Source organism: Pseudomonas paraeruginosa PA7 (assembly GCF_000017205.1).
Taxonomy (GTDB): Bacteria; Pseudomonadota; Gammaproteobacteria; order Pseudomonadales; family Pseudomonadaceae; genus Pseudomonas; species Pseudomonas paraeruginosa.
Genome location: NC_009656.1, coordinates 2,739,510 through 2,764,651, shown reverse-complemented (window position 1 = coordinate 2,764,651; position 25,142 = coordinate 2,739,510). Strand labels below are relative to the sequence as shown.

The following is a 25,142-nucleotide window of genomic DNA, read 5'->3' as shown; positions in this document are numbered from 1 at the left end:
AAAAGCTTCAGCGCGCCTCCCGCAAGCCTTCCAGGCGCGCGGCGCAGAGTTCGTGCAGGCGGTCACGAAGAATGCGCCCGGCGCTGTCCAGTTCGGGACGTGCGTAGAGCGCCAGCTCCAGCCCGCCGATGGGCGGGAAGCCGGCCTCCGCGCCGAGCAGGCGATGTTCCGGCCCGACACAGCCCAGCGGTAGCAGGCTGACCCCCAGGCCGGCGCCAACCGCCGCCACCAGGCTCGCCAGGCTGGCGCTGGAATAGCTGATCCGCCAGCGCCGGCCGAGGCTTTCCAGGGCGTGGATCATCTCCTGCCGGTACAAGGCGCCGACCGGGAACACCACCAGCGGCAACGGCTCGTCCAGGGAGCGCTCGGGCCACGGCCGCGCGGCGCTCTCGATCCAGCCCAGCGGCTCGGCCCAGCGCGCGTGGCAATCGCTGTCGGCGCCCCATTGCTTGACCAGCAGCAGGTCCAGTTCGCCGCCGCGATACAGGCGCAACAGATGGTGGCTGAGCCCGCTCTCGACTTCCAGGCGCAGCCGCGGGCGCTCTTCGGTGAAACGCGTCAGCACCGGCATCAGCACCTCGCCGGCGAGGTCCTCGGGTACGCCGAGGCGCAGCACGCCATCGCCATGGGCCGGACTCAGCGCCTCGCTGGCCTCCTCCGAGAGGCGCAACAGGCGCCGCGCATAGCCGAGCAGGCGCTCGCCCTCCTCGGTCGGCAGTACCTGGCGCTGGCTGCGGTCGAGCAGGCGGCAGCCGAGCGCCTGTTCGAGGCGGATGACCTGCTGGCTGACGGTGGACTGGGTCAGGTGCAGGTGTTCGCCGGCACGGGTGAAGTTGCCGGTATCCACCACGCTGACGAAGGTACGGAGCAGGACCAGGTCAAGCATGCAGACTCCCACTGAAAGGCATTACATCATTTAATTTCAGCATACATATCATCCTCTTCATACTGTCCGCCATCACCCCTCGGAGCTTAGCGAGATGTCACTGGCCAACCTGTGGAGGAGCGCACTCATGCTGGTTTGCGCAGCATTCAACGCAAGCGCCGGCGCCAGCGACGCCGGCGAACTGCTCGAAGCCGCGCGCCGCGGCGACAGCGCGCGGGTCGCCAGCCTGCTCGAGCGGCGGGTCGAGGTCGACGTCCGCAGCGCGGACGGCAGCACCCCGCTGCTGCTGGCCACCGCCAACGACCACTTGGCGGTGGCGCGCCAGCTGATCGAAGCCGGCGCCGACGTCAACCTGCAGAATCGCCAGCTCGACAGCCCCTACCTGCTGGCCGGCGCCCAGGGCCGCCTGGAGATCCTGCGCCTGACCCTGCTCCACGGCGCCGACCTGAAAAGCACCAACCGCTATGGCGGCACCGCCCTGATCCCGGCCTGCGAGCGCGGCCACGTGGAGGTGGTGAAAACCCTGCTGCAGGCCGGCGTCGATCCCAACCATGTCAACAAGCTCGGCTGGACCGGCCTGCTCGAGGCGATCCTGCTCAGCGACGGCGGGCCACGGCACCAGGAAATCGTGCGGCTGCTGCTGGACGGCGGCGCCGATGTCAACCTGGCCGACGCCGACGGCGTCACCCCCCTGGCCCACGCCCGCCAGCGCGGCCAGCACGAGATCGAGCGGCTGTTGCTGGCCGCCGGTGCCCAATGAAAGCGAAGGAGACAAGCATGTCCGCGGAAACCTTCATGCGCGAGGCCATCGCCCTGGCCCGCGCCAACGTCGAGGCTGGCGGCCGCCCGTTCGGCGCCGTGCTGGTACGCGACGGCCAGGTCCTGGCGCGGGGCGTCAACCAGACCCACGAATCCCACGATCCCAGCGCCCACGCCGAACTGCAGGCGATCCGCCAGGCCAGCCGGCTGCTCGGCAGTCCGCGCCTGGATGGCTGCGAGATCTACGCCAGCGGCCACCCGTGCCCGATGTGCCTGGCCGCCATGCACCTGTGTGGCATCCGCGCGGCCTGGTTCGCCTATTCCAACGAGGACGGCGAGCCCTACGGGCTGTCCACCGCGGCGGTCTACGCCGAGATGGCACGTCCGCCGCAGCAGCAGGGCCTGCCACTGCGCGCCCTGCGCCCGGCCGGCGAGGACGGCCTCTATCGGCAATGGCGGCAGCGCCAGGCATGAGCCCGAGAACCCCATCCGACGGCCAGGCCGCCAGCAGCGCCGGCGTGGCGCAGGCCAGCTGGGTCGGCCTGCTGGTGATCTTCTGTCTCGGCATCAACCTGCGGCCGATCCTCACCGGCATCGGCCCGCTGCTCTCGGAAATCACCGCCGCCACCGGCCTGGGCTTCCAGGGCGCGTCGCTGCTGACGGTCCTGCCGGTGCTCTGCATGGGCCTGGTGGCGTTGCTGCTGCCCTGGCTCGGACGCTGGCTGGCCGAACACCGCGGCATCGTCTGCGGGCTGCTGGCCATCGCCGCGGCCTGTCTCTGGCGCCTGGAGCTGCAGGGCGGCCTGGCGCTGATCGCCAGCGCCGCGCTGGCCGGCAGCGGCGTGGCGATCATCCAGGCGCTGGTGCCGGGGGTGATCAAGCGCTGGTTCCCGCAGCGGGTGCCTGCGGCGATGGGACTCTACTCGGCCTCGCTGATGGCCGGCGGCGGCACCGCCGCGGTGCTCAGCCCTCGCATCGCCGAACATTTCTCCAGTTGGCAGGCCGGCCTCGGTGCCTGGGCCCTGCCGGCCCTCCTGGCACTGCTGCTGTGGACCTTCGCCCGGCCCCGGGAGACACTGCCGGACAGCGCCGGCGGGCCGGCCCGGCACTTCTTCGGCAACCGTCGCGGCTGGCTGCTGGCGCTGTACTTCGGCCTGATCAACGGCGGCTATACGAGCATGGTGGCCTGGTTGCCGGTGTACTACCGCCAGCTCGGCTGGAGTGCCCAGGACAGCGGCGGCCTGGTCGGCATCATGACCATCTTCCAGGTATTCGCGGCACTCAGCGTGCCACTGCTGATCCGTGGCCGCCCGGACCGCCGCCCCTGGCTCCTGGCGGCACTGCTGGTCCAGCTCGGCGGGTTCTGCGGCCTGCTGCTGATGCCGCTGCAGCACGCTCCGCTGTGGGTGGCGCTGATCGGCTACGGGCTCGGCGCCTGCTTCGCCCTCAGCCTGACCCTGACCCTCGACCACCTCCACGAGCCGCGCGCGGCGGGAAGCCTGGCGGCCTTCGTGCAGGGCATCGGCTTCATCATCACCGGCATCGTGCCCTACCTCACCGGCTGGCTGCGCGATGCCACCGGCAGCTTCCAGGCCTCCTGGCTGCTGCTGGCGGTGAGCGTGGTGGCGATGTTGCTGGTGACCCTGCGCTTCGCCCCGTCCGGCTATGCCCGGGCCATGGGCGAGACGCGCGACTGAGCGGCGGACCTCCGCGCCCGTCATTGCGGGCGCGGGTGGCGCTTCAGTAATGGGTGGCGATATAGATGCGGTAGCTGATGATGGCCAGCATGCAGATCACGCCGACCCACATGAGGAACAGGCCGAACGGCGTGTCGCGCTTGGTGAAGCCCGTGCCGATGAAGAGCATGCCCAGCACGATGATTGCGAAAGTGACGCCGTAAGAATCCATGTTTGCCCTCGTTGGCTGCGTTCCTGACATACCCGTCAGTCTAGCCTCAAGCCCGCTAGAACTCCGTTGATATTTGTCAGCCTGCGGTCAAGCTCGGGAAAATCCGTCGAATTCGAGGAAACTTCCTATATCCGCCTGGCCAGCGCCCTGAGGAGCGCATCGATCTCGGCGAAGTCCGGACGCTCGGCCACCCGCGACGCCACGCAACGCCGCTGCAAATCGAGCAGCGCCGCGCCTGGCGTCGTCGCGTGCGGCGCCGGCTCGCAGCGCTCCAGCAGTTCCTCCAGCAGGCAGCCGAACGCGCGCACCTCCAGACGCCGCAAGGCGCCGGCGAACGCGGCATCCTCGCGCGGCAGGAAAGAGGCGGCGCCGAAGTCGCCGAGCAGGCAAGCGCCGTTCTCGCGGCAGAGGATGTTGTGCGCATAGAGATCGCCATGGCCGATGCCACGCCCATGCAGGTGCGTCATCACCGCGGCGATCGAGCCCGCCAGGCGCAGGACCGTCGCCAGGTCGAAACGACGCTCCGGCGGGTATACGTCGCGGGTGCAGGACGCCAGGCTCGGTGGCCCCGCCAGGTTGCGGTAGCCGTCGCCGAGCAATTCCAGCACCAATCCCTCGCGCCGCTGCGGGTGGCCGGCGATCCGCCCGAGCACCTCGATCAGTTGCGGATGGCGCCCCGCCGCCAGGCAGGCGGCCATTTCGCTGGCCGGCGTACCGTCGCTGGTCACCCCGCCCTTGAACAGTTTCAGTGCCACCGCCCGCCTGGAGCCGTCGGCCTGCCACCAGTCGCCGCGATGAATCGCACCGGAAGCGCCTTCGCCAATCAGCTCGCCCGGCGTCAGTTGGCTCCAGTCCAGCGCGGCGATGTCGCCATCGGCCAGCGCCGGCAAGCGGCACAGCGGATTGCCGGCATAGGCCAGCCAGGCCAGGCGCGGCAGTCCGGCCAGCCAGACCGGTAGGCGCTGGAAGCGATTGGCGGCGATCCGCAGCAACTCCAGGCGCTCGCAACCGGCCATGCTCTCGGGCAGCGCCTGCAGCCGGTTGCCGGCCAGCATCAGCTTCTGCAGCGGCCGTCGGCCAAGTTCCTCGGGCAGCGCGGCGATGCGATTGTCGGTGAGGATCAGCCAGCGCAGCGCCGCTGGCAGCGCGACGGCGGGCACCCGCTCGATGCGGTTGGACTTGAAGCCGACCATGTCCAGCGCCGGGCACTCGCCTACCACCGCCGGCAATTCATCGAAGTCGTTGGCGGAACAGAACAGCACCTTCAGCCGGCGCAATCGGCCGAGATCGTCCGGCAGCCGGCTGAGGGCGTTGCCGCTGAGATTGAGCACCTCCAGTGTATCGGCGAGGTCGAAGATCTCCCGCGGGAACTCGCGAAGACCGCAGGACAGGTCCAGGCGGGTGGCGCCGACCAGTTCGCCGCTGCGCAGCTGTTGCAAGGTGTGCATGGATCGACGGACTCCGGCGAGGACGGATGGAGAGCCGCGCATGATAGCCAAGGCATTGCGGAACGCGCACCTTCGCCGTGCTAGAGTGGCCGCCCCGAATCGACAGGACCCAGAGAATGGAACTCTCCCCCGCCGAACGCCAACTCCTGCAGGCCCATCGCCTGGCCGTGTTCGACGGCTGCGTGGTGTACGACACCCAGCCGCCGGTTTCCAGCGATGCTCTCCAGCGCCTCGCCGAGGGCCTGGCCGGGCCGCTTCCCGAGGAGTTGCTGCGACTCTGGCGCACCTGTTTCGGCGGGCGCCTCGGCTATGACCTGGAAGTCGACTACGACGGCCACCGCCACCCGTTTTCCTTCAACGAGCTGTTCTACCCGGACAGCGACGGCTACCACGATCTCTGGGGCTGGATCGAACACGAACGCGAACTGGCCGCGCAAGCCGCCGAGGACGAAGGTCGCGCCTGGGATGGCAGGCTGGCCTACCTGCCGTTCGGCGGCTTCGAGTACCTGGAGCGGCTCTACGTCTGCGTCGAGCCCGGTCCCGAGTACGGCGCGGTGATCGCCTGGAGCCACGGCCTGCCGCCAGCCTGGGCCGGGCGCCTGCACCAGGACTCGGCGACACGCCTGGCCGACGACGTCGGCGGGCTGTTCCGCCTGCTGTCCTTCGAACAGGATCCGTTCGACGCCGAGAACGCCTGCGGCGTGGCCGACGAGCTGCTGGAAGCGCTGGACGCCCTGGAGTCCGCCGGGGAGACCGGCAAGGCGCTCAAGGGCCGCCTGGAAGTCCTGCTGCGCCAGCGCATCCTCGACTGGCGGCCGGCCCTTGCCGACGGCCGCCTGGCCGCCGAGCCGCGGCTGCGCCAGCTGGCCCTGGCCGAAGCCGCGCAAGCCGGCGACATCGACCTGCTGCAACGCCTGCGCGGGGCCGGCTGCGATTTCGCCGAAACCCTGCGCGGACGTGGCGGTGTGCTCGAAGCATGCCTTGCGCGCGGTCGCCTGGAGGCTGCCGGATGGCTGCTCGACCAGGGTGTCGCGGTGCACGAGGACAGTCTGCGGATCGGCGCCGCGCATCTCGACGCGGCCCTGGCCGAACGCCTGCTGCGGCTTGGCGCGAGCAGCGACCCGAACACCGTGCTCCTGGCCTTGCAGTATGGCGACGAGGACGCCGCGCGAAGCATGGCGCGCCCGCTGCTGGAAGAGTCGCCGACGCGGGCCAGCGCCCTGCGCCTGGCGCTGGGCAGCCGCGCCGAACGCGAACGCAGCGATGCGAAGCGGGTCAGGTCGGGGAAGATGGGCAGCAACCGCACTCCGGAAGACTACCTGGCCCTGGCCGAACGCCTGGAGCGCTTCCTCGCCGGACTGGCAGGCTGACTCAGCCCTCCGGCCCCTGTACCTCGATGAAGGAACCGTCGGCCAGGCGCTCGAAGGCCCGGCCCGGTGGCGCGTCGAGCAGCGGCAGGATGCTGTCGTCGGCGTTCAGCACCGAGCCGAGGCTGACGTAGGCTGTGGTGCCGGCGGTGTTCATGTAGTCGTCCGACTCGTCGCCGGCCATCAGCCGCCAGCCGCTGTCGTTCTCCTCCTCCGGCGCCTCGCGGTAGAGATAGCCGACCGCCTTCCCCTCGTCGATCACCCGGCGCGTTACGAAGCAGCGCCGGGCATAGCGCGAGATCGGCGTTTCCCGTGGGTCGTGCTCGGTATTGATGATGTGCCGCGCCTCGAAGACGATACGCTCGCCCAGCGACAGGTCGCGGATGTACTGCGGATAGTTGTCCAGGCGGCCGCTGAAGGCGCCATTCGCCTCGATGCCCTCCACCGTCACCCAGAGCCGCTCGGCGCGCGGCGCGTCCGGGTTGTCGGTATCGAAGGCGAAGATCAGCTTGACGCTTTCCCCGACCGCGACCCGGTCGATGGTCTCGGCGTCCGGTTTGTAGAAGGTGTAGGGATGGCGGAGCGCGATTACGCTGGCGTCCACCAAGGTCCACGAGGCCATGTCTGCTCCCGCTTGGCTGGCTACGCGGCGCCCGTAGCCTGGGCTGCCTCGGGCACGCCGGTGCCCGGGCGGCATGGGTGTGATGGCGTCGCCGAGGTTCGCATGGCAGCGCCGGGCGGCAGGTCGAGGCCAGGCCAGGGGCCGTCCTTCGGCCTGCCTACCCAGAGGAAGGTAGCAGCGCAGCCGCGCAGCCGCCAGCAACGGGCTGTCGCGGCACGCCGCCCCGGGCGGGGCGGCGCCGGGCCCTCAGAGGACCTGCAGCGGGTACTCGACGATCAGGCGGACTTCGTCGAGGTCCGACTCGAAGCTGTCGGAGCGCACCGTGGCCTGGCGCACGCGGAACGACAGGTCCCTGGCCGCGCCGCTCTGCACCACGTACTTCACTTCGACGTTGCGTTCCCAGCGCCCCTGGTTGGTCAGCGGGTTGCCGTTCTCGTCGCGCCGCATGTACACGCTGTTGGCTCCCGAGTAGTCGGCGTCCCAGCCCTTGCCGTAGCGGGTCATGAAGCTCAGCCCCGGCACGCCGAAGGCCGCCATGTCGAGGTCGTAGCGGAGCATCAGGGAGCGCTCCTTCGGCGAGTTGAAGTCGCTGTACTGGATCGAGTTGTCGAGGTAGATCGAGTCGGTCTGGCGCAGGTAGTCGAAATCGTTGTCGCCATTGTTGCGCTGGTAGGACAGCAGCACCTGGTGCGGACCGTAGGAGAAACCTCCGCGCACGCTCCAGATGTTGTTGTTCAGCTCCCCCATCACCTGCTTGCCCTCGTCCTTGACCTTGTAGTAATTGGCGCCGCCGAGCAACGACAGGTTCTCGTCCAGCGGATAGCTGAAGCTGGTGCCGGCGAAGTACTGGTCCCAGGCATCCTTCTGCCGGCTGCTGTAGAGGCTGAGGTTCCAGTGCTCGGTGGCCTGGTAGTCACCGCCGGCATAGGCCACCCAAGGCGAGTCGATGCGTCCACCATAGAAGCCGTAGAAGTCGTCGCGGGCACTGGTGCTGTTGGGCTGGGTCATCGAGTCGAGCTTGCCGGCCTGCAGGGTCAGCCCGTCCACAAGGCCGTCGTTGACCAGGGTGAAGCCACGGAAGCTGGAGGGGAACAGCCGGCTGTTGCCGAACTGCACCACCGGGGTCTCCGGGAACACGTCGCCGACCCGCAGCACGGTGCCGTACCAGCGCAGCTTGACCGCGCCGCCGGCCCGCGAATAGTCGTCCTGGGCGCGCCCCTGGCTGTCGTAGGGCAGCAGGTCGACGCTGCCGCCGGCGCCGGAGCGCCCGCCGCCGCTGTCCAGACGCACGCCGAGCTGGGCGAAGGCATCGATGCCGACACCGACGGTGCCCCGGGTGAAACCCGAGGAGAAATTGGCCATGAAGCCCTGTGCCCATTCCTCGCTGTAGCCGCCACCGACCGGGCTCGACTGGCCCTTGCGGAAATCACGGTTGAAATAGTAGTTGCGCAGCAGCAGGTTCAGCTCGCTGCCCTCGATGAAGCCTTCCTTGCTGCGTTCGGCGCTCTCCTCGGCGACGGCCGAGGTCATCAGCCCGGCCCCCAGCAACAGCGGAAGCGTCCACAGTCGTTTCTTTCCATCCCCTTGCATGGCGATTGCTCCAGATCGGTTCATGTCTGTTTTTCTTCTGCGGCCATGCCCTGCGGCGCTGGCTGTGCGTGAACTTCTGGTCGATCGCGCCCCCGCGCAGTCCTGCCGCTTCCGGCATTGACCGTGGGGTGATTCTGGAACCGGGTAAATGACGCGGACATGAGGGAGGGATTACTTTTCCGCAATCTTAACTGGCGCTTAATCCGCTTCGGCCAGACTGTTCCGCCAGGCATCGGAGCGTCGCCGAAGTTATCGGAAACGTAATCTCCCCCTCACCCTTGGGTAATCCGTCCGCTCTTACTCTTGGCTCCATCGGGACGAATACCTCGTTCCGCAGCGAGCCAACCCGAGAGGTTTGCCATGAAGATCATGCCGATGGCCCTTGCCGCCCTGCTGGCGCTCGGTGCCGCCACTGCCCAGGCCCAGGACGGCAGCGAACGCTCCTGGCAGTACAACGCCGAATTCCGTGCCGCGCAGAAGGAACTGCGCGAGAAACGCCTGCAGAAGCAGCAACTGGAGGCCCAGGCGCAGAAAGCCGACCGCAGCAAGTGCGGGGAGCGCAAGGACGGCAACGGCTGAACCGCATCGTTACCGAGCAATACACTTGTCCTTTTTGGGTTGCTCCTTTGGACAAGTCCTGAGGCGCCAGTCATGGCGCCTTTTTTTCGCCTTCGCGCGTAGCGGAAGCTGGCGGAATGGCTGCCAGCGACCAGCCGCCCTCCCCGGTCTCGGTCCTACTGTTGCAAGGCCCGTGGCCGCTGGCTGCGGCGCTCGGCGGCGGGTGCCGGGCTGGCCTGGAGCTGGAAGTCGAAATCGAGCTCGGCGAAACGCCCGCCCTCCACGCCACGGTCACGAGCGGCGGCGGGGTCGTCGTTGAAACGCAGGTCGCCGATCAGGCCATCGCGGGTGGCATAGGCGAAGTCGTCCCACAGGTACTGGTCGCCCGCCAGGTTGATCTGGGTGGTCAGGTGCCGATGCCCCGCCGCCGAGATGAAAAAGTGGATGTGCGCCGGACGCTGGCCGTGGCGACCGAGACGGTCGAGCAGCTCCTGGGTCGGGCCATCGGCCGGACAGCCGTAGCCGGACGGCACGATGCTGCGCGCGCGGTAGCGGCCGTCGGCGTCGGTGCGGATGCGCCGGCGCAGGTTGTACTCGGACTGGCTGCTGTCGAAGTAGGAATAGGTGCCCTGGGTGTTGGCATGCCAGACATCGACGATGGCCCCGGCCAGTGGCCGGCCGTCGGGACCGCTGACGCGGCCCTGGAGGAACATCACGGTGCCGGGGTCGCGGCCGTCGTCCATCCGCGCCTCGCCATCGCTCAGCGGCGCCCCGGCGACGTACAGCGGGCCCTCGATGGTGCGCGGCGTACCGCCGGTGAGGCCGGCCTCGGCGTCCTGGGCATCGAGCAGCAGGTCCAGGTAGTGCTCCAGGCCCAGCCCGGCGGCCAGCAGGCCGGCCTCCTGGCGGCCGCCCAGGCGGTTCAGGTAGTCCACCGCTTTCCAGAATTCGTCGGGCGTGACCTGCATCTCTTCGATCAGCTTCGCCGTGTCGTCGAGGATGCGCCGCACCAGGGCCTTGGTGCGCGGGTCGCCGCGTTCGTTGAGCTGGCCGCTGGCCTCTTCGAAGAAGCGCTGGACCTCGGCAGTCTGGGAAATATTCACAGTCATGGCGGTTGCCTCTGTTTGTTGTTGTCAGGCGTGGGAAGGGAATCTCAGCGGTCGTCCGCATGGATCGACGAGGGATGTCGGCAGAGCCCGTCGATCTCGATGTCCATGTAGGGGAACAGCGGCAGCCGGCTCAGGGTGTCGTGCAGCGCCTCGACGCCGGGCAGGTCGAACACGCTGTAGTTGGCGTAGTGCCCGGCGATCCGCCAGAGGTGCCGCCAACTGCCCTCGCGCTGCAGGCGCTGGGCCATTTCCCTCTCGTCGGCCTTGAGCCGCTCGGCGCGCTGCGGGTCCATGTCGGCGGGCAGCTTCACAGTCATCTTCACGTGGAACAGCATCGTGCGTTTCTCCTCTGTCTGCGGAACGGTTTCAGCGCCGGCGGAAGCGCGCCAGGCGCTCCTCGTCGAGCGCCAGGCCGAGGCCCGGCGCGCGCGGCACGTGCAAGTGGAAATCCTGGTAGCGCGGCGCCTCGGCGAGGATGTCCTCGGTCAGCAGCAACGGGCCGAACAGCTCGCTGTGCCAGGCCAGGCGGTCGAGGGTGACGAAGGCGTGGGCGGCGGCCAGGGTGCCGATGCCGCCCTCGAGCATGGTCCCGCCGTACAGGCCGACCCCGGCCGCCTCGGCGATCGCCGCGCAACGCAGCACGGCGCGCGGACCGCCGTTCTTGGCGATCTTCAGGGCGAACACCGGGGCGGCGCCCTCGCGAGCCAGGTGGAAGGCATCCTCGACACTCTCGATGGCCTCGTCGGCCATGATCGGCGCGCCGCCGAGGCGGCTCAGGCGCGCCAGGCCGACGCGGTTGTGGCGGGCGATGGGCTGCTCGATCAGGGCGATGCCGTTGTCGCCGAGCACCGCGCAGGCGCGCTGGGCGACGCCTTCGTCCCAGGCCTGGTTGACGTCGACGCGCACGCTGGCGCGCTCGCCGAGGGCGCGCTTGATGGCGATCGCATGGGCCAGGTCGGCGTCCACCTCGCCGACGCCGATCTTCAGCTTGAAGTGCCGGTGGCGGCGCAGGTCGAGCATCCGCTCGGCCTCCTCGATGTCGCGGCCGGTGTCGCCGCTGGCCAGGGTCCAGGCCACTTCCAGGCTGTCGTGCAGGCGCCCGCCGAGCAGTTCGCTGACCGGCAGGCCGAGGCGCTTGCCATGGGCGTCGAGCAGTGCGGTTTCCACCGCCGAGCGGGCGAAGGTGTTGCCCCTGATGTGCCGGTCCAGGCGCTGCATCGCGGCGTTGACGTTATCCGCCGGCTGGCCCAGCAGCAACGGGGCGAAATGCGCGTCGAGGTTGCTCTTGATGCTCTCCGGGCTTTCGTTGCCGTAGGCCAGGCCGCCTATGGTGGTGGCCTCGCCGAGGCCCTCGATGCCGTCGCTGCAGCGCAGGCGGAGGATCACCAGGGTCTGCCGGTTCATGGTGTGCATGGCCAGCTTGTGCGGGCGGATGGTCGGCAGGTCGACGATGATCGACTCGAGGCTCTGGATGACGGCTTGGCTCATTCGGGGTCCACCTGGGTTGCGGTCGGGTTCTCGGCGGCTCGTGGTACAGATCCCGTTCGATACCGAACGGGTTTCGCCGCAGTCTCAACCAAGCATCCATCGTCTTCTTCGCCAGGGTCCAATATCATGTTCCTCTCGAACCATACCCTGGAGGTATCATGGAGCTTCGTCACCTGCGCTACTTCCAGGCGCTCGCCCGGACCCTCAACTTCACCCGCGCCGCCGAGCAGCTGCACATCGCCCAGCCACCGCTGAGCCGGCAGATCCGGCAGCTCGAGGAAACGCTCGGGGTGGCCCTGCTGGAACGCGGCCGGCCGCTGCGCCTGACCGAGGCCGGGCGCTTCTTCCACGAGCAGAGCGCGACCCTGCTGGAACAGCTGGAAAGCCTCTGCGACAGCACGCGGCGGATCGGCGAGGGCCAGCGCCAGTGGTTCGGCATCGGCTTCGTGCCCTCGGCGCTGTACGGCGTGCTGCCGGAGCTGATCCGTCACCTGCGCGGCGATCCGGAGCTGGAGCTGGGCCTGCTGGAGATGACCACCCTGCAGCAGGTCGAGGCGCTGAAGAGCGGACACATCGACATCGGCTTCGGGCGCATCCGCATCGACGACCCGGCGATCCGCCAGAGCGTGCTCAGCGAAGAGCCGCTGGTCGCCGCCCTGCCCGCCGGCCACCCGTTGCTCGGCCAGCCGCTGAGCCTGGAGCGCCTGTCGCGCGAGCCGTTCGTGCTCTACCCCGGCCAGCCGCGGCCGAGCTACGCCGACCACGTGCTGGCGCTGTTCGCCACCCACGGCCTGAGCCTGCGCGTGACGCAATGGGCCAACGAGATGCAGACCGCCATCGGCCTGGTCGCCGCCGGCCTCGGCGCGACCCTGGTACCGGCCTCGGTGCAGTTGCAGCACCGCGACGACGTCGCCTACCAGGCCCTGGCCGACGCCTCCCTGACCTCGCCGATCATCGTCAGCCGGCGCCAGGGCGACGGCTCGCCGCACCTGCGGCGCTGCCTGGCGCTGATCGGCCGCGACGACGCCTGAGCGCCCCCTCAGGAGCGCCGCGCGGCGCGCTGCTGGGTCATGCTCGGGGTTTCCTCGAAACGCTTGCGGTAGTCCACCGAGAAGCGTCCGAGGTGGCTGAAGCCCCAGCCCAGGGCGATCGTCGAGATACTGCGGGCGCCGCCGCTGGCGAGGATCTCCTCTCTCGCCGCGGCGAGCCGGTAGTGCTTGAGGTAGCTCATCGGCGACACCCCGAAGTAGCGGCGGAAGCCCTCGAACAGCTTGAACCGCGAGACCCCGGCGGCGCGTTCCACGTCCTCCAGGCTCAAGGGCTCGCGGGCGTTGGCCTGGAGAAAGTCGCGGGCGCGCAGCAGGTAATGTGGCGGGCGGCCAGCGAGACCCTGTTGCAGGGCCTCGCTGTAGTTGTTCGGCTGGGCCAGGATCAGCCCCTTGATCAGCGCGCGCTCCAGGTCGCGGCTGAAGAAGGCCTGGGTGTACAGTTCGCTGCGCGCCATTTCCTCGCTGACATGCCGCACGGTACGCCACCAGGAAGCCGAGGCGCCGTCGAGGGCGTCCATCTCCGGATCGAAGCGCAAGGGTGTATCGATCGGCCGCTGCAACATCTCCTCCAGGACCTTGCGCATCGCCGTGCGGCCGATCACCACCTGCAGCTTGCGGCAGTCCCCGGCGATACTCAGTTCCTGGCGCTCGTTGGGCGCGATGATCACCCCGCGGCGGACGTCGGAAAGCAGGCGCAGGCCGCCCCGGCTCAGCTCCTGCTCGCCGCTGAGGGGCAGGCTCAGGCTGTAGGCGTTGAACGCCGCGGCATCCTCGACGGTGATGGTGACGTCGGTGCCGTAGGCGATGTAGCCCAGGGTGGTGCACATCGACTTCAGCACGCTGCCGTGGTGCTGGAACTGCACCAGCCCCGGGCTCTGCGCCTCGAGCCGGTGCGGCCCGCAGACCCGCGACATCCAGGAGCGGGCGGCGGCCAGGTCCAGGTGGTCGGCATGGAGATCGCCACGATCGGCGCTGGGATTGGTCGTCCTCATGGTTCGGCACTCGACACGGCAAGGCTGGTGGTGCGCTCTGCTGGCGCTCTGGTTTCAGCAAAATGCAAGGCATGTGCCGGCGCAAGTCCGACACCCGGCATCCTCCACTATCCGGATAGCGTTCGCCGACTTTCCGGACAGAACGTCCGCGGAAGCCCGCCACCGGGTCCGGCGGAGATCGCTCCCGGCGTTGCCGGCCCGCCCTTCCCGGGCACGGATTTTCGGGATGCGCATCGCCGACTAAGCGGATAGCCCGAGCCCCTTCGCGGTCGTTGAATGGGCCACCCATAACGACAACGAACAAGGGTGAGAATGCATGAACGCTACCCGCAGAAGCCTCGAGCAATGGCGCGACTACGTCGGCGGCTGTCTCGATTTCCGTCCCGAGGAAGGCATCTTCCGCATTGCCCGGGACATGTTCACCGAGCCGGAGCTGTTCGACCTGGAGATGGAACTGATCTTCGAGAAGAACTGGATCTACGCCTGCCACGAGAGCGAACTGGCCAGGCCCCACGACTTCGTCACCCTGCGCGCCGGGCGCCAGCCGCTGATCGTCACCCGCGACGGCAACGGCCAGCTGCACGCGCTGGTCAACGCCTGCCAGCATCGCGGCGCAACCCTGGTGCGGGTCGGCAAGGGCAACCAGTCGACCTTCACCTGTCCGTTCCATGCCTGGTGCTACAAGAACGACGGCCGGCTGGTGAAGGTCAAGGCGCCGGGCGAATACCCGGAGGGCTTCGACAAGGCCACCCGCGGCCTGAAGAAGGCGCGCATCCAGAGCTACAAGGGTTTCGTCTTCGTCAGCCTGGACGTCGCCGGCGAGGACGACCTGGTGGACTTCCTCGGCGACGCCCGGGTGTTCCTCGACATGCTGGTGGCGCAGTCGCCCAGCGGCGAACTGGAAGTGCTGCCCGGCACCTCCACCTACACCTACGAAGGCAACTGGAAGCTGCAGAACGAAAACGGCCTGGATGGCTATCACGTCAGCACCGTGCACTACAACTACGTAGCCACCGTACAGCATCGCCAGCAGGTCGACGCCGAGCGCGGCGGCGCGGCCGCCACGCTCGACTACAGCAAGCTCGGCGCCGGCGACGCGGCCACCGACGACGGCTGGTTCTCCTTCGCCAACGGCCACAGCGTGCTCTTCAGCGAGATGCCCAACCCTGCCGTACGCCCCGGCTACGCCAGCGTGATGCCGCGACTGGTGGAGGAATACGGCCAGGCCCGCGCCGAGTGGATGATGCATCGCCTGCGCAACCTCAACCTCTACCCCAGCCTGTTCGTCATCGACCAGATCAGCTCGCAGCTGCGCATCGTCCGCCCGCTGGCCTGGAACCGTACCGAGATCGTCAGCCAGTGCATCGGCGTCAAGGGCGAGTCGGACGCCGACCGGGAGAACCGGATCCGCCAGTTCGAGGACTTCTTCAATGTCTCCGGGATGGGCACGCCCGACGACCTGGTGGAGTTCCGCGAAGCCCAGCGTGGCTTCCAGGCCCGCCTGGAGCGCTGGAGCGACATCTCCCGCGGCCACGGCAAGTGGCTCGAAGGCGCGACGCCGAACAGCCAGGCGCTGGGCATCGCGCCGCTGCTGACCGGTACCGAGATCACCCACGAAGGCCTCTACGTCAACCAGCACGCGCATTGGCGGCGCTTCCTCCTCGATGGCCTGGAGCGCCTGGCCCTGCAAGCCAGGGAGGTGCGCGCATGAACGCCGGACTGCAATACCGCGTCGAACAGTTCCTCTACCGCCACGCCGAGCTCTGCGACGCCCAGGACTGGGACGGCTACCTTGCGCTGTTCGACGAGCAGTGCGAGTTCCACCTGCCGCAGTGGGAGTCCGAGCACCGCTACACCCGCGACCCGAAGCGCGAGATGTCGCTGATCTACTACCCCAGCCGCGCCGGCCTGGAAGACCGGGTGTTCCGCATCCGCACCGGCAAGGCCGCCTCCACCGTGCCGATGCCGCGCACCCTGCACCAGATCGGCAACGTGCGCATCGCCGAGGACGACGACGGCCTGCTGCGGGTGCGGGTCAACTGGCAGACCCTGTTCCAGCGCCTGGACCAGACCGGCAGCTTCTTCGGCCACGCCACCTACTGCCTGAAGCCCCATGGCGAGGCCTGGCTGATCGCGCGCAAGCACATCGTCCTGCTCAACGACCGGATCGACTCGGTCCTCGACTTCTACCACCTCTGAACGGCGGGCCCCGTCACGATGAATCACAAAGTCGCCCTCAGCTTCGCCGACGGCAAGACCCTGTTCCTGCCCGTCGGCCACGACGACCTGCTCCTCGACGCCGCCCTGCGCCATGGCATCAACCTGCCGCTGGACTGCCGCGAAGGGGTCTGCGGCACCTGCATGGGCCGCTGCGAGACGGGCAGCTACAGCCTGGACTACGCCGACGAGGACACTCTCTCCGCCGCCGACCTGGAGCAGCGCAAGGTGCTCGCCTGCCAGACCCGGGTGCGCTCCGACGCAACCTTCTACTTCGACTTCGCCTCGTCCCTCTGCCACGCCGCCGCGCCGCAGACCCACAGCGGCGTGGTGCGCGAACTGCACCTGCTCGCCGAGGACACCGCCCTGCTGCGCCTCGACGCCAACGCCGCGGGCCGCCAGCTGGACTTCCTGCCCGGCCAGTACGCGCGCCTGCAAGTACCCGGCAGCGACTGCCGGCGCGCCTACTCCTTCGCCAACCGGCCGAATCCGCAGAACCACCTGCAGTTTCTCATCCGCCTGCTCCCGGGCGGCGCCATGAGCGACTACCTGCGCCAACGCTGCCGGGTCGGCGACGAGATCCGCTTCGAGGCGCCGCTGGGTGCCTTCTACCTGCGCCAGGTGGAACGCCCGCTGCTGCTGGCGGCCGGCGGCACCGGCCTGTCGGCGTTCCTCGGCATGCTCGACGAACTGGTCGAACGCGGTTGCCAGCGGCCGGTGCATCTCTACTACGGGGTACGCCGCGCCACCGATCTCTGCGAACTGCAACGCATCGCCGGCTACGCCGAGCGGCTTCCCGGCTTCCGCTTCGTCCCGGTGCTCAGCGAGGCCGACGCCGGCTGGGACGGCCGGCGCGGCTATCTGCACGAGCACTTCGACGCCACGCAGCTGCGCGAGGAGAATTTCGACCTCTACCTGTGCGGGCCGCCACCGATGGTCGAGGCGATCCGCCAGTGGCTGCGCGAGCGCTCCCTGGAACATCTGCGGCTGTACCTGGAGAAGTTCAGCGAAAGCGCCGACTGACTCGCTCAGCCGAGGTCGCCGCCAGCTACCGGCAGGGTCACGCCGGTGATGTAGGACGCCTCGTCGGAGGCGAGGAAGAGGATCGCCGCGACCTGCTCGTCGATGCTGCCGTAGCGCTTCATCAGGCTGCTGTCGAGGGTCTGCTCGACGATCTGCCGATACCAGCGCCGTTCTTCCTCACTCTGCGCCGCGGCGTTGCGCGGGATCCGCCGCGGCGGCGCCGCGGTGCCGCCCGGCGCCACCGCGTTGACCCGGATACCCTGGTCGGCGGTCTCGAACGCCAGGCAGGCGGTCAACGCGTTCACCCCACCCTTGGCGGCGCCATAGGGCACCCGGTTGACCCCGCGGGTGGCGACCGACGAGACGTTGACGATCGCCCCGCTGCCCTGCTCCAGCATCGCCGGCAGCGCCGCGCGGCAACACCACAAGGTGGGCAGCAGCGAACGCCGCAACTCGGCCTCGATCTCTTGCTCGGCATAGTGCTGGTAGGGCTTGGCCCAGATCGTGCCGCCGACGTTGTTGACCAGGATGTCCAGCCGGCCGAAACGCTCCAGCGTCCGCTCCAGTGCCCGCTGGCATTCGGCGTAGCGCTCCAGGTCGGCGACCAGGCACAGGCAGGCGTCGCCGGCCAGTTCGTGGACCAGCTCGGAGCGGTCCACCGCCACCACCCGCGCGCCCTCGGCCAGCAGCCGGCGGGCCACGCCCAGGCCGATGCCCTGGGCGGCGCCGCTGACCAGGGCGACCTTGCCGCGGAATCTGTCGTTCATGGGTATCTCCTTGGCTGGCTCGGGTTCAGGCCGCGCTGGCGGCGAACTTCTCGTAGTAGACATTCGCCGGGCGCACGCCCTGCTCGCGCAGGTAGCGCTCGACCGCCTCGACCATCGGCGGCGGCCCGCACAGGTAGATGTCGACGTCGCCTTCGTGCAGCTGCTGCGCGCCGATGTGCTCGGTCACGTAGCCCTTGCGCGGATAGACGCTGTCGGCGCTGGCCACGCAGGCGCTCCAGGTGAAGCCGGGAATCCGTTCGGCGAACGCTTCCAGTCGCTCCAGGCCGACCAGGTCGACGTCGTGGGTCACCCCGTAGACCAGGTGCAGCGGGTGCGCGCTGCCCTGCTCGGCGATCCGCTCGAGCATCGCGATGAACGGCGCCAGGCCGGTGCCGCCGGCCAGCATCAGCAACGGCCGGCGAATCTCGCGCAGGTAGAAAGTGCCCAGCGGGCCATCCATCGCCAGGCTGTCGCCGGCCTTGGCCGGCCCGCTGAGGAAGCCGCTCATCAGGCCGCCGGGGACATTGCGGATCAGGAAGCTGACCTCGCCGTCCTTCGCCAGCGAACTGAAGGAATAGGCGCGACGCTGCTCGCTGCCCGGCACCTGGAGGTTGACGTACTGCCCGGGGAGGAACGCCAGGCCGGCCAGGGCCTCGCCCTTCAGCGACAGCGCGATGGTGCTCGGCGACAACTGCCGGACCTGGCTGATGCGCGCCTCGTAGCGCGCCTGGCCGGTCCTGCACAGGGTCGAGGACGCCGGCACGCGCAGCACACAGTCGCTTTCGGCGCGCATCTGGCAGGTCAGCACGTAGCCGCGCGCGGCCTCCTCGGCGCTCAAGGCGTCGTCGATGTAGTCCTGGCCGAGGTCGTAGCGGCCGGCCTCGGCCAGGCACTTACAGGTGCCGCAGGCACCATCGCGGCAGTCCAGGGGAATGTTGATGCCCTGGCGATAGGCCGCGTCGGCCACGCTCTCGCCGGGCGCGGCATGGATGAAGCGGGTCACCCCGTCCTCGAAGTTGAGTGCGATCCGATGGTTCATGGCATGTCCCTCGACAGCCCGCCGGCGCGGGGAGTCAGACGTGGTAGATGTCGATCAACTGGCGTACGTAGTCATTCTTCAGGATCACTTTCTTGGCCTTGATCAGCGGACTTTCGCCGCTCACGTCGAGGTCGTAGAAAGCGCTGCCGAAGTAGCTGTCCACGGTTTGGTAGCGATAGCTCAGGGTGTGCCAGTTGCAGCGCGCCCGGCAGATGCCGTCGGCCTCGCCGAGCAGCTCGATGTTGCTCAGGTTGTGCGAGGTGCGGGTATCCGGCAGGGTCGCGCTGGAGCGTTCGGTGCGGATACGGAACACCCGGTCCTCCAGGCCGCCGCGGTTGCCGTACCAGATCAGCGAGATCTCCCGCTGCGGGTCTTCGGTGAGCTGGTCGCGGTCGTCCCAGGACGGCATCCAGAAACTGGCGTCCGCGGCGTACAACGCCAGCCAGGCGTCCCAGTCCCTGTCGTCGAGGTAGCGCGCCTCGCGATAGAGGAAATCGCGCAATGCGTCGTAGCCCAGGCTCATGACGCCACCTCCCGCAGCGCCACGCGCTGCGCCTGCTCGCGCTCCAGCGCGGCGAGCAGCGCCTCCTGCCAGTAGCGGTGCTGCAACACGAACAACCCTTCGTCCTCGGTGCGCACACCGCTCAGGCGCGGCCGCAGGTCGATCGCTTCGGCCGCCGCGTCGGCACCCTCTATCCAGTGCTCGGCGCCGCGCGACAAGTCGTTCCAGCCGACCACGCTGCCCTGGTAGCCCTGCTGGCAGGAACGGAACTCCTCCAGGTCGTCCGGGGTGGCCATGCCGCTGACGTTGAAGAAATCCTCGTACTGGCGGATGCGCCGGGCGCGCGCCTCGGCGCTCTCGCCTTTCGGCGCGATGCAGTAGATGGTGATTTCCGTGCGGTCCACCGACAGCGGCCGGGCGATGCGGATCTGCGAACTGAACTGGTCCATCAGGTAGACGTTGGGATACAGGCAGAGATTGCGCGAGTTCTCGATCATCCAGTCGGCGCGGGCCGCGCCGAAGTCACGGGCGAGTTCGGCGCGGCGCTCGAAGGCAGGGCGGTCCTCGGGGTTGGCCCAGCGGCTCCAGAGCAGCATGTGGCCATGCTCGAACGAGTAGAAACCGCCGCCCTGCCGCGCCCAGCCGCCGGCGCTCATGGTCCGTGGCTGCCCTTCGGCGGCGCGCTGCTGGCGCTGGCTCTGGGTCGCCGCGTAGTTCCAGTGCACCGAACTGACGTGATAGCCGTCGGCGCCGTTCTCGGCGGTGAGCTTCCAGTTGCCCTCGTAGACGTAGCTGGAGGAGCCGCGCAGTACCTCGAGGCCCTGCGGCGACTGGTCGACGATCATGTCGATGATCTTCGCCGACTCGCCCAAATGCTCGGCCAGCGGCCTGACGTCGGGGTTGAGGCTGCCGAACAGGAAGCCACGATAGGACTCGAAGCGCGCCACCCGGGCCAGGTCGTGCGAGCCTTCGCAATTGAAGCCCTGCGGGTAGCCGGCGCCGGCCGGGTCCTTGACCTTGAGCAGCTTGCCGGAGTTGCTGAAAGTCCAGCCGTGGAACGGACAGGTATAGGTGCTGCGATTGCCGCTCTTGTGCCGGCAGAGCATCGCGCCACGGTGGCTGCAGGCATTGATGAAGGCGTTGAGCTGGCCGTCGCGGTTGCGCGCGATGACGATCGGCTGGCGGCCGATGGTGGTCGTCAGATAGTCGTTGTTCCCGGCGACCTGGCTGTCATGGGCGAGGTACACCCAGTTGCCCTCGAAGAGGTGCTTCATCTCCAGCTCGAACAGGCGCGGATCGGTGAACATCTCCCGCTTGCAGCGGTAGACCCCGCGCTCGGGGTCTTCTTCCAGCAGTGAACGCACGTAGTCGCTACCCAGGGACATGGCCAGGGCCTCCGTTGTTATTGTTCAGGCCCGGTCAGGTTAGGTAGCGCGGTGCGGCAGGACTATCCGTTGCCTGCCGATCGCTGGCCGTTTCCTGCACGCCGGCGCAGGGTCTCCGACGGCAGCTCGCCGAACTGCCGGCGATACTGCTCGGCGAAGCGGCCGAGGTGGGCGAAACCGAAGTCCAGGGCCAGCGCGGTGACGTTGCGCACCGCGCAGTCGGGGTCCGCCAGGCAGGCGCGGATGCGCTCCAGGCGCAGCCGGCGGATGTACTGCAGGGGGCTCTCGCCGCACTGGCGCTCGAACAGCGCGTACAGCGCGCGGGGACTCATGTGCGCCTGCCCAGCCAGCGCCGCGACCTCGATATCGTCCTGCAGATGGCGGCGGATGTAGGCATCGATGCGGGCGAAGACGCCCCGCGCATCGCCGGGGTCCTCGCGGCTGACGTTGGTCTTCAGCAGGGTCAGCAGCTTGCTGCCGAGGATCTGCTCGAAGTGGCTGTCGACCCGCGCCAGGCGCTCGCCGGCCTCGGCCTCGCGGCAGACCAGGGCGAGCAGGCCGACGAAGCCCTCCAGCTGTTCCAGGCGGTAGCGCTGCTGGAGAAAGCGCACGCCCTGCCCCGGGTGCCGCCAGCGCTGCTCGGCGCAGATCGCTTCGAGCAGCGCGCAGGGCAGCTTGACGATGAATTTCTCGCAATCCGCCGAGTAGGTCAGGTCGACCGGATCGTCCGGATTGATCAGCAGCAGCTCGCCCGGCGCCAGGGCGTGCTCCTGCCCGCCGCCGCGCCAGAGGCAGTGGCCGCGCAGGAGAATCTGCAGATGGAAGATGCTCTCCAGCGCCGGCGAGGTGACCCGAACCGCCGCGCCGTAGCTGATCCGGCACAGGTCGAGACTGGCGAAGGTGCGGTGGTCGAGGCTGGCTCGTGGCCTGCCACTGGCCGGCAGGCGGATGCGATGCGAACCGACGTGCTGGTTGACGTAGCCGGACACCGCATGGGGATCGGCGCGTTCGAACACCCGGCTGCGCTCGCTGAGCAAGGAGGCATTCATGGGCAGGACACTCAGGCTGGGATCGTTGTCGTTATCGCCGCGCGGCGCCGGGCGCCAGGCACGGTTCGTCCGCCCACACTACGCAAGCCCTCCGCCGGCGACAATCCGGGCCGGCACTGGCGTGCGGTAATCGAACGGAATCCGGCCAACGGAAAACGGAAAAAGGCCGGCGGGAATCCCTCCTGCCGGCCCGCTTTCGCGCTGGCTCAGCCGGCCGCCGGCGCCTCCTCGTGCGGTCCGGCGTCGCGCCCGTGGGTCCAGCGATAGAGCACCGGCAGCACCAGCAGGGTGAGCATGGTCGAGGACAGGATGCCGCCGATCACCACCGTCGCCAGCGGCCGCTGCACCTCGGCGCCGGTGCCGGTGGCCAGGGCCATCGGCACGAAGCCGAGGGACGCCACCAGCGCGGTCATCAGCACCGGGCGCAACCGGGTGATGGCGCCCTCCCACACCGCCTGGTCGAGGCTGCGTCCTTCCTGCAACAGGTTGCGGATGAAGGAAATCATCACCAGGCCGTTGAGCACCGCCACCCCGGACAGGGCGATGAAACCCACCGCCGCCGAGATCGACAGCGGTATCCCGCGCAGCCACAGGGCCAGCACCCCGCCGGTGAGGGCGAAGGGGATGCCGGTGAACACCAGCAGGCCGTCCTTGACGTTGTTGAACATGGCGAAGAGCAGGGTGAACACCAGCAGCAGCGCCACCGGCACCACCACCTGCAGGCGCTTGGCGGCGGACTGCAACTGTTCGAACTGGCCGCCCCAGGTGGTCCAGTAGCCGGCCGGGATCTTCACCTCGGCCTGCAGCTTCCGCTGCGCTTCCAGCACGAAGGAGCCGATGTCGCGACCACGCACGTTGGCGCTGACCACGATGCGTCGCTTGCCGTTCTCCCGGCTGATCTGGTTCGGTCCCGGCGAGAGGTCGAGGCGCGCCACGTCCGACAGCGGGATGAAATCGATCCGCGCCAGGTTGTTCGGCGGCAGCGGGATCAGCAGGTTGGACAGCGCCGGCAGGTCGGCGCGCAGGGTTTCCGGCAGGCGGATGACGATGTCGAAGCGACGGTCGCCTTCGAACAGGGTGCCGGCGTTGCGCCCGCCGAGGGCGGTGGCGACGGTGTCCTGGATGTCGCCGACGTTGAGGCCGAAGCGCGCCGCCTTGTCGCGGTCGATGTCCACCGTCAGCACCGGCAGGCCGGAGGTCTGTTCGACCTTGACCTCGGAAGCCCCGTCGATGCCTTGCAGCACCTTGGAGATCTTCTCCGCGGTGTCGTTGAGCACCTGCATGTCATCGCCGAAGACCTTCACCGCGACGTCGCTGCGCACCCCGGAGATCAGTTCGTTGAAGCGCAACTGGATCGGCTGGGAGAACTCGTAGACGCTGCCCGGCACCTCAAGGGCCGCGGCCTGCAATTCTTCCAGCAGCGCCTCCCGCGACTTCTTCGGGTCCGGCCATTCGCTTTGCGGCTTGAGCATCACGTAGCTGTCCGAGGCGTTCGGCGGCATCAGGTCGGAGGCGATCTCGGCGGTCCCGGTACGGGCGAAGATCCGCTCGATCTCCGGGAACTTGCCCATCAGCTTCTTCTCGAGGGTCTGCTGCATCTCGATCGACTGGGTCAGGCTGGTGCCCGGCACCCGCAGGCCCTGCATGGCGAAGTCGCCCTCGCTGAGGCTGGGGATGAATTCGCTGCCCATTCGCGAGGCCACCAGGCCGGTGAGCAGGACCATGCCCAGGGCGCCGCCGACCACCAGCGCGCGATGCCCGAGCACCCAGCGCAGCGCCGGTTCGTAGGCCAGCCGCGCGCGGCGCATGACGAAGTTCTCCTCTTCCTTGACCTTGCCGGTGATGAACAGCGCGATCGCCGCCGGGACGAAGGTCACCGAGAGGATCATCGCGCCGAGCAGCGCGGTGACCACGGTGAAGGCCATCGGGTGGAACATCTTCCCCTCGACGCCGGTGAGGGCGAAGATCGGCAGGTACACCACCATGATGATGATCTGGCCGAAGACCAGCGCCCGGCGCGCCTCCTTGGAGGCGACGAAGACTTCGTGGAAGCGCTCCGCGCGGGTCAGTTGGCGGCCGTGGTGGGCCTGGGCATGGGCCAGGCGGCGGATGGCGTTCTCGACGATCACCACGGCGCCGTCGACGATGATGCCGAAGTCCAGCGCGCCGAGGCTCATCAGATTGGCGCTGACCTTATTGCTGACCATCCCGGTGAAGGTGAACAGCATCGACAGCGGGATGATGGTCGCCGTGATCAGCGCCGCGCGGATGTTGCCGAGGAACAGGAAGAGCACCGCGATCACCAGCGCCGCGCCTTCCACCAGGTTTTTCTTCACCGTGGCCACGGCCTTGTCCACCAGGGTGGTGCGGTCGTAGACGGTGATCGCCTTGACCCCCTTGGGCAGGGTCCGGTTGATCTCCTCCAGGCGCTGGCCGACCGCCTGCGCCACTTCCCGGCTGTTCTCGCCGATCAGCATGAACACCGTGCCGAGCACCACCTCGCGGCCGTTCTCGGTGGCCGCGCCGGTGCGCAGCTCCTTGCCCAGGCTGACCTCGGCGACGTCGCGGATGCGGATCGGCACGCCGTCGACGTTGGAAACGATGATCCCGCGGATGTCGTCCATGTCCTTGACCTGCCCCGGCGCGCGAATCAGCAACTGCTCGCCGCGCCGCTCGATGTAGCCGGCGCCGACGTTCTCGTTGTTGCGCAGCACGGCGTTCTGCAGGTCGCCGAGGGTCAGCTTGTAGGCCGCGAGCTTCTTCGGGTCCGGGGCGATGAGGAACTGCTTGGCGTAGCCGCCGATGGTGTTGATCTCGGCCACGCCCTTCACGTTGCGCAGCTGCGGGCGGATGATCCAGTCCTGGATGGTGCGCAGGTCGGTGGGGGTGTAGGCGCTGCCGTCCTCCTTGGTCGCGCCCTCCTCGGCCTCCACCGTCCACAGGTAGATCTCGCCGAGGCCGGTGGAGATCGGCCCGAGGGTCGGCGAGATGTCTTCCGGCAGTTGCTCGCGCGCCGTGCTCAGGCGTTCGTTGACCTGCTGGCGGGCGAAGTAGATGTCGGTGCCTTCCTCGAAGATCACCGTCACCTGGGAAATCCCCGGCCGCGACAGCGAACGGGTTTCCTGCAAGCCCGGCAGGCCGGCCATGACGGTTTCCACCGGGTAGGTGATCCGCTGTTCCACCTCCAGCGGCGAGTAGCCGGGAGCGGCAGTGTTGATCTGCACCTGGACGTTGGTGATGTCCGGGACGGCGTCGATGGACAGCTTCTGGTAGCTGCCGATGCCGATCCCGGCCATCCCCAGCACCGCCAGCAGGACCAGCCAGCGTTGCTCGATGGCGAATTGAATGATGCGTTCGAACATGCGAAGACTCCTGGGCCGGGAC

The 25,142-nt window shown here is 68.6% G+C and carries 24 protein-coding genes; 9 read left to right on the top strand and 15 right to left on the bottom strand.

What is annotated here, in order from left to right; genetic code table 11:
• Window positions 1-7: 7 nt before the first annotated feature.
• Window positions 8-886 carry a LysR substrate-binding domain-containing protein gene (locus tag PSPA7_RS13105; RefSeq protein ID WP_003156972.1) on the bottom strand — a complete coding sequence of 293 codons (879 nt, stop codon included), beginning with the start codon at window positions 884-886 and terminating at the stop codon, window positions 8-10.
• A 127-nt stretch (window positions 887-1,013) separates the two neighbouring features.
• Here PSPA7_RS13105 and PSPA7_RS13100 point away from each other — a divergent pair, with 127 nt between their 5' ends.
• Genes PSPA7_RS13100 through PSPA7_RS13090 form a run of 3 tightly spaced genes read left to right on the top strand, consistent with a single transcriptional unit; the run spans window position 1,014 to window position 3,342 of the window.
• On the top strand, window positions 1,014-1,646 hold the full coding sequence (locus PSPA7_RS13100) for an ankyrin repeat domain-containing protein (protein ID WP_012075565.1): 633 nt from the start codon (window positions 1,014-1,016) through the stop codon (window positions 1,644-1,646).
• A gap of 17 nt (window positions 1,647-1,663) precedes the next feature.
• On the top strand, window positions 1,664-2,119 hold the full coding sequence (locus tag PSPA7_RS13095) for a nucleoside deaminase (protein WP_012075564.1): 456 nt from the start codon (window positions 1,664-1,666) through the stop codon (window positions 2,117-2,119).
• Window positions 2,116-3,342, top strand: a complete 1,227-nt coding sequence (locus tag PSPA7_RS13090; protein ID WP_012075563.1) for a CynX/NimT family MFS transporter — start codon at window positions 2,116-2,118, stop codon at window positions 3,340-3,342. The genes PSPA7_RS13095 and PSPA7_RS13090 overlap by 4 nt, the downstream gene beginning before the upstream one ends.
• 43 nt (window positions 3,343-3,385) lie before the next feature.
• On the opposite strand, the gene PSPA7_RS13085 is transcribed toward PSPA7_RS13090, so the two are convergent.
• Together PSPA7_RS13085 and PSPA7_RS13080 are read right to left on the bottom strand one after the other, a co-directional pair.
• Window positions 3,386-3,553: a hypothetical protein gene (locus tag PSPA7_RS13085; RefSeq protein WP_003089849.1), complete on the bottom strand. Its 168-nt coding sequence runs from the start codon at window positions 3,551-3,553 to the stop codon at window positions 3,386-3,388.
• A 125-nt stretch (window positions 3,554-3,678) separates the two neighbouring features.
• Window positions 3,679-5,001 (bottom strand): leucine-rich repeat-containing protein kinase family protein, encoded by a 1,323-nt coding sequence (locus PSPA7_RS13080; protein ID WP_012075562.1) that lies wholly within the window; start codon window positions 4,999-5,001, stop codon window positions 3,679-3,681.
• A gap of 116 nt (window positions 5,002-5,117) precedes the next feature.
• Here PSPA7_RS13080 and PSPA7_RS13075 point away from each other — a divergent pair, with 116 nt between their 5' ends.
• On the top strand, window positions 5,118-6,371 hold the full coding sequence (locus PSPA7_RS13075) for an SMI1/KNR4 family protein (RefSeq protein WP_012075561.1): 1,254 nt from the start codon (window positions 5,118-5,120) through the stop codon (window positions 6,369-6,371).
• Window position 6,372: 1 nt separating this feature from the next.
• Here PSPA7_RS13075 and PSPA7_RS13070 read toward each other — a convergent pair whose 3' ends face one another.
• On the bottom strand, window positions 6,373-6,990 hold the full coding sequence (locus PSPA7_RS13070) for an immunity protein Imm33 domain-containing protein (RefSeq protein ID WP_012075560.1): 618 nt from the start codon (window positions 6,988-6,990) through the stop codon (window positions 6,373-6,375).
• 246 nt (window positions 6,991-7,236) lie between these two features.
• Window positions 7,237-8,580 (bottom strand): OprD family porin, encoded by a 1,344-nt coding sequence (locus PSPA7_RS13065; protein ID WP_041025339.1) that lies wholly within the window; start codon window positions 8,578-8,580, stop codon window positions 7,237-7,239.
• Window positions 8,581-8,940: 360 nt separating this feature from the next.
• Between PSPA7_RS13065 and PSPA7_RS13060 the strand changes: the two genes are divergently transcribed.
• Complete coding sequence (locus PSPA7_RS13060; RefSeq protein ID WP_003157156.1) at window positions 8,941-9,159, top strand: hypothetical protein; 219 nt, start codon at window positions 8,941-8,943, stop codon at window positions 9,157-9,159.
• 155 nt (window positions 9,160-9,314) lie between these two features.
• On the opposite strand, the gene catA is transcribed toward PSPA7_RS13060, so the two are convergent.
• From catA to PSPA7_RS13045, 3 genes are read right to left on the bottom strand one after another with little or no spacing between them, the layout of a single operon-like run.
• Complete coding sequence (gene catA, locus PSPA7_RS13055) at window positions 9,315-10,247, bottom strand: catechol 1,2-dioxygenase (protein ID WP_012075558.1); 933 nt, start codon at window positions 10,245-10,247, stop codon at window positions 9,315-9,317.
• Between the two features lie 44 nt (window positions 10,248-10,291).
• The gene (gene catC, locus PSPA7_RS13050) at window positions 10,292-10,582 is read right to left on the bottom strand and encodes a muconolactone Delta-isomerase (protein WP_003157155.1); all 291 of its coding nucleotides are present in this window, start codon (window positions 10,580-10,582) and stop codon (window positions 10,292-10,294) included.
• 31 nt (window positions 10,583-10,613) lie between these two features.
• Entirely contained in the window at window positions 10,614-11,735 is a 1,122-nt protein-coding gene (locus tag PSPA7_RS13045) for a muconate cycloisomerase family protein (RefSeq protein WP_012075557.1), read from the bottom strand.
• A 158-nt stretch (window positions 11,736-11,893) separates the two neighbouring features.
• Between PSPA7_RS13045 and PSPA7_RS13040 the strand changes: the two genes are divergently transcribed.
• Window positions 11,894-12,766 (top strand): LysR family transcriptional regulator, encoded by an 873-nt coding sequence (locus tag PSPA7_RS13040; protein WP_012075555.1) that lies wholly within the window; start codon window positions 11,894-11,896, stop codon window positions 12,764-12,766.
• An 8-nt stretch (window positions 12,767-12,774) separates the two neighbouring features.
• On the opposite strand, the gene PSPA7_RS13035 is transcribed toward PSPA7_RS13040, so the two are convergent.
• On the bottom strand, window positions 12,775-13,776 hold the full coding sequence (locus PSPA7_RS13035; protein ID WP_012075554.1) for an AraC family transcriptional regulator: 1,002 nt from the start codon (window positions 13,774-13,776) through the stop codon (window positions 12,775-12,777).
• Between the two features lie 316 nt (window positions 13,777-14,092).
• Between PSPA7_RS13035 and antA the strand changes: the two genes are divergently transcribed.
• The 3 genes from antA to antC are packed head-to-tail and all read left to right on the top strand — an operon-like array spanning window position 14,093 to window position 17,016.
• Complete coding sequence (gene antA / locus PSPA7_RS13030) at window positions 14,093-15,487, top strand: anthranilate 1,2-dioxygenase large subunit (RefSeq protein WP_012075552.1); 1,395 nt, start codon at window positions 14,093-14,095, stop codon at window positions 15,485-15,487.
• Window positions 15,484-15,975 (top strand): anthranilate 1,2-dioxygenase small subunit, encoded by a 492-nt coding sequence (antB, locus tag PSPA7_RS13025; protein ID WP_012075551.1) that lies wholly within the window; start codon window positions 15,484-15,486, stop codon window positions 15,973-15,975. The genes antA and antB overlap by 4 nt, the downstream gene beginning before the upstream one ends.
• 18 nt (window positions 15,976-15,993) lie before the next feature.
• Entirely contained in the window at window positions 15,994-17,016 is a 1,023-nt protein-coding gene (antC, locus tag PSPA7_RS13020; RefSeq protein WP_012075550.1) for an anthranilate 1,2-dioxygenase electron transfer component AntC, read from the top strand.
• 5 nt (window positions 17,017-17,021) lie between these two features.
• Here antC and PSPA7_RS13015 read toward each other — a convergent pair whose 3' ends face one another.
• From PSPA7_RS13015 to PSPA7_RS12990, 6 genes are all read right to left on the bottom strand, one after another.
• On the bottom strand, window positions 17,022-17,783 hold the full coding sequence (locus PSPA7_RS13015; RefSeq protein WP_012075549.1) for a 1,6-dihydroxycyclohexa-2,4-diene-1-carboxylate dehydrogenase: 762 nt from the start codon (window positions 17,781-17,783) through the stop codon (window positions 17,022-17,024).
• Between the two features lie 25 nt (window positions 17,784-17,808).
• Entirely contained in the window at window positions 17,809-18,822 is a 1,014-nt protein-coding gene (gene benC, locus PSPA7_RS13010; protein WP_003156889.1) for a benzoate 1,2-dioxygenase electron transfer component BenC, read from the bottom strand.
• Window positions 18,823-18,856: 34 nt separating this feature from the next.
• Window positions 18,857-19,345, bottom strand: coding sequence for a benzoate 1,2-dioxygenase small subunit (gene benB, locus PSPA7_RS13005; protein ID WP_003156888.1), 489 nt, complete (start codon window positions 19,343-19,345; stop codon window positions 18,857-18,859).
• Window positions 19,342-20,709, bottom strand: a complete 1,368-nt coding sequence (gene benA / locus PSPA7_RS13000) for a benzoate 1,2-dioxygenase large subunit (RefSeq protein ID WP_012075548.1) — start codon at window positions 20,707-20,709, stop codon at window positions 19,342-19,344. The genes benB and benA overlap by 4 nt, the downstream gene beginning before the upstream one ends.
• 62 nt (window positions 20,710-20,771) lie before the next feature.
• A complete protein-coding gene (locus PSPA7_RS12995; RefSeq protein ID WP_012075547.1) occupies window positions 20,772-21,758 on the bottom strand; it encodes an AraC family transcriptional regulator in 987 nt (328 codons plus the stop codon).
• 206 nt (window positions 21,759-21,964) lie between these two features.
• Window positions 21,965-25,120 carry an efflux RND transporter permease subunit gene (locus PSPA7_RS12990; RefSeq protein ID WP_012075546.1) on the bottom strand — a complete coding sequence of 1,052 codons (3,156 nt, stop codon included), beginning with the start codon at window positions 25,118-25,120 and terminating at the stop codon, window positions 21,965-21,967.
• Window positions 25,121-25,142: the final 22 nt, after the last annotated feature.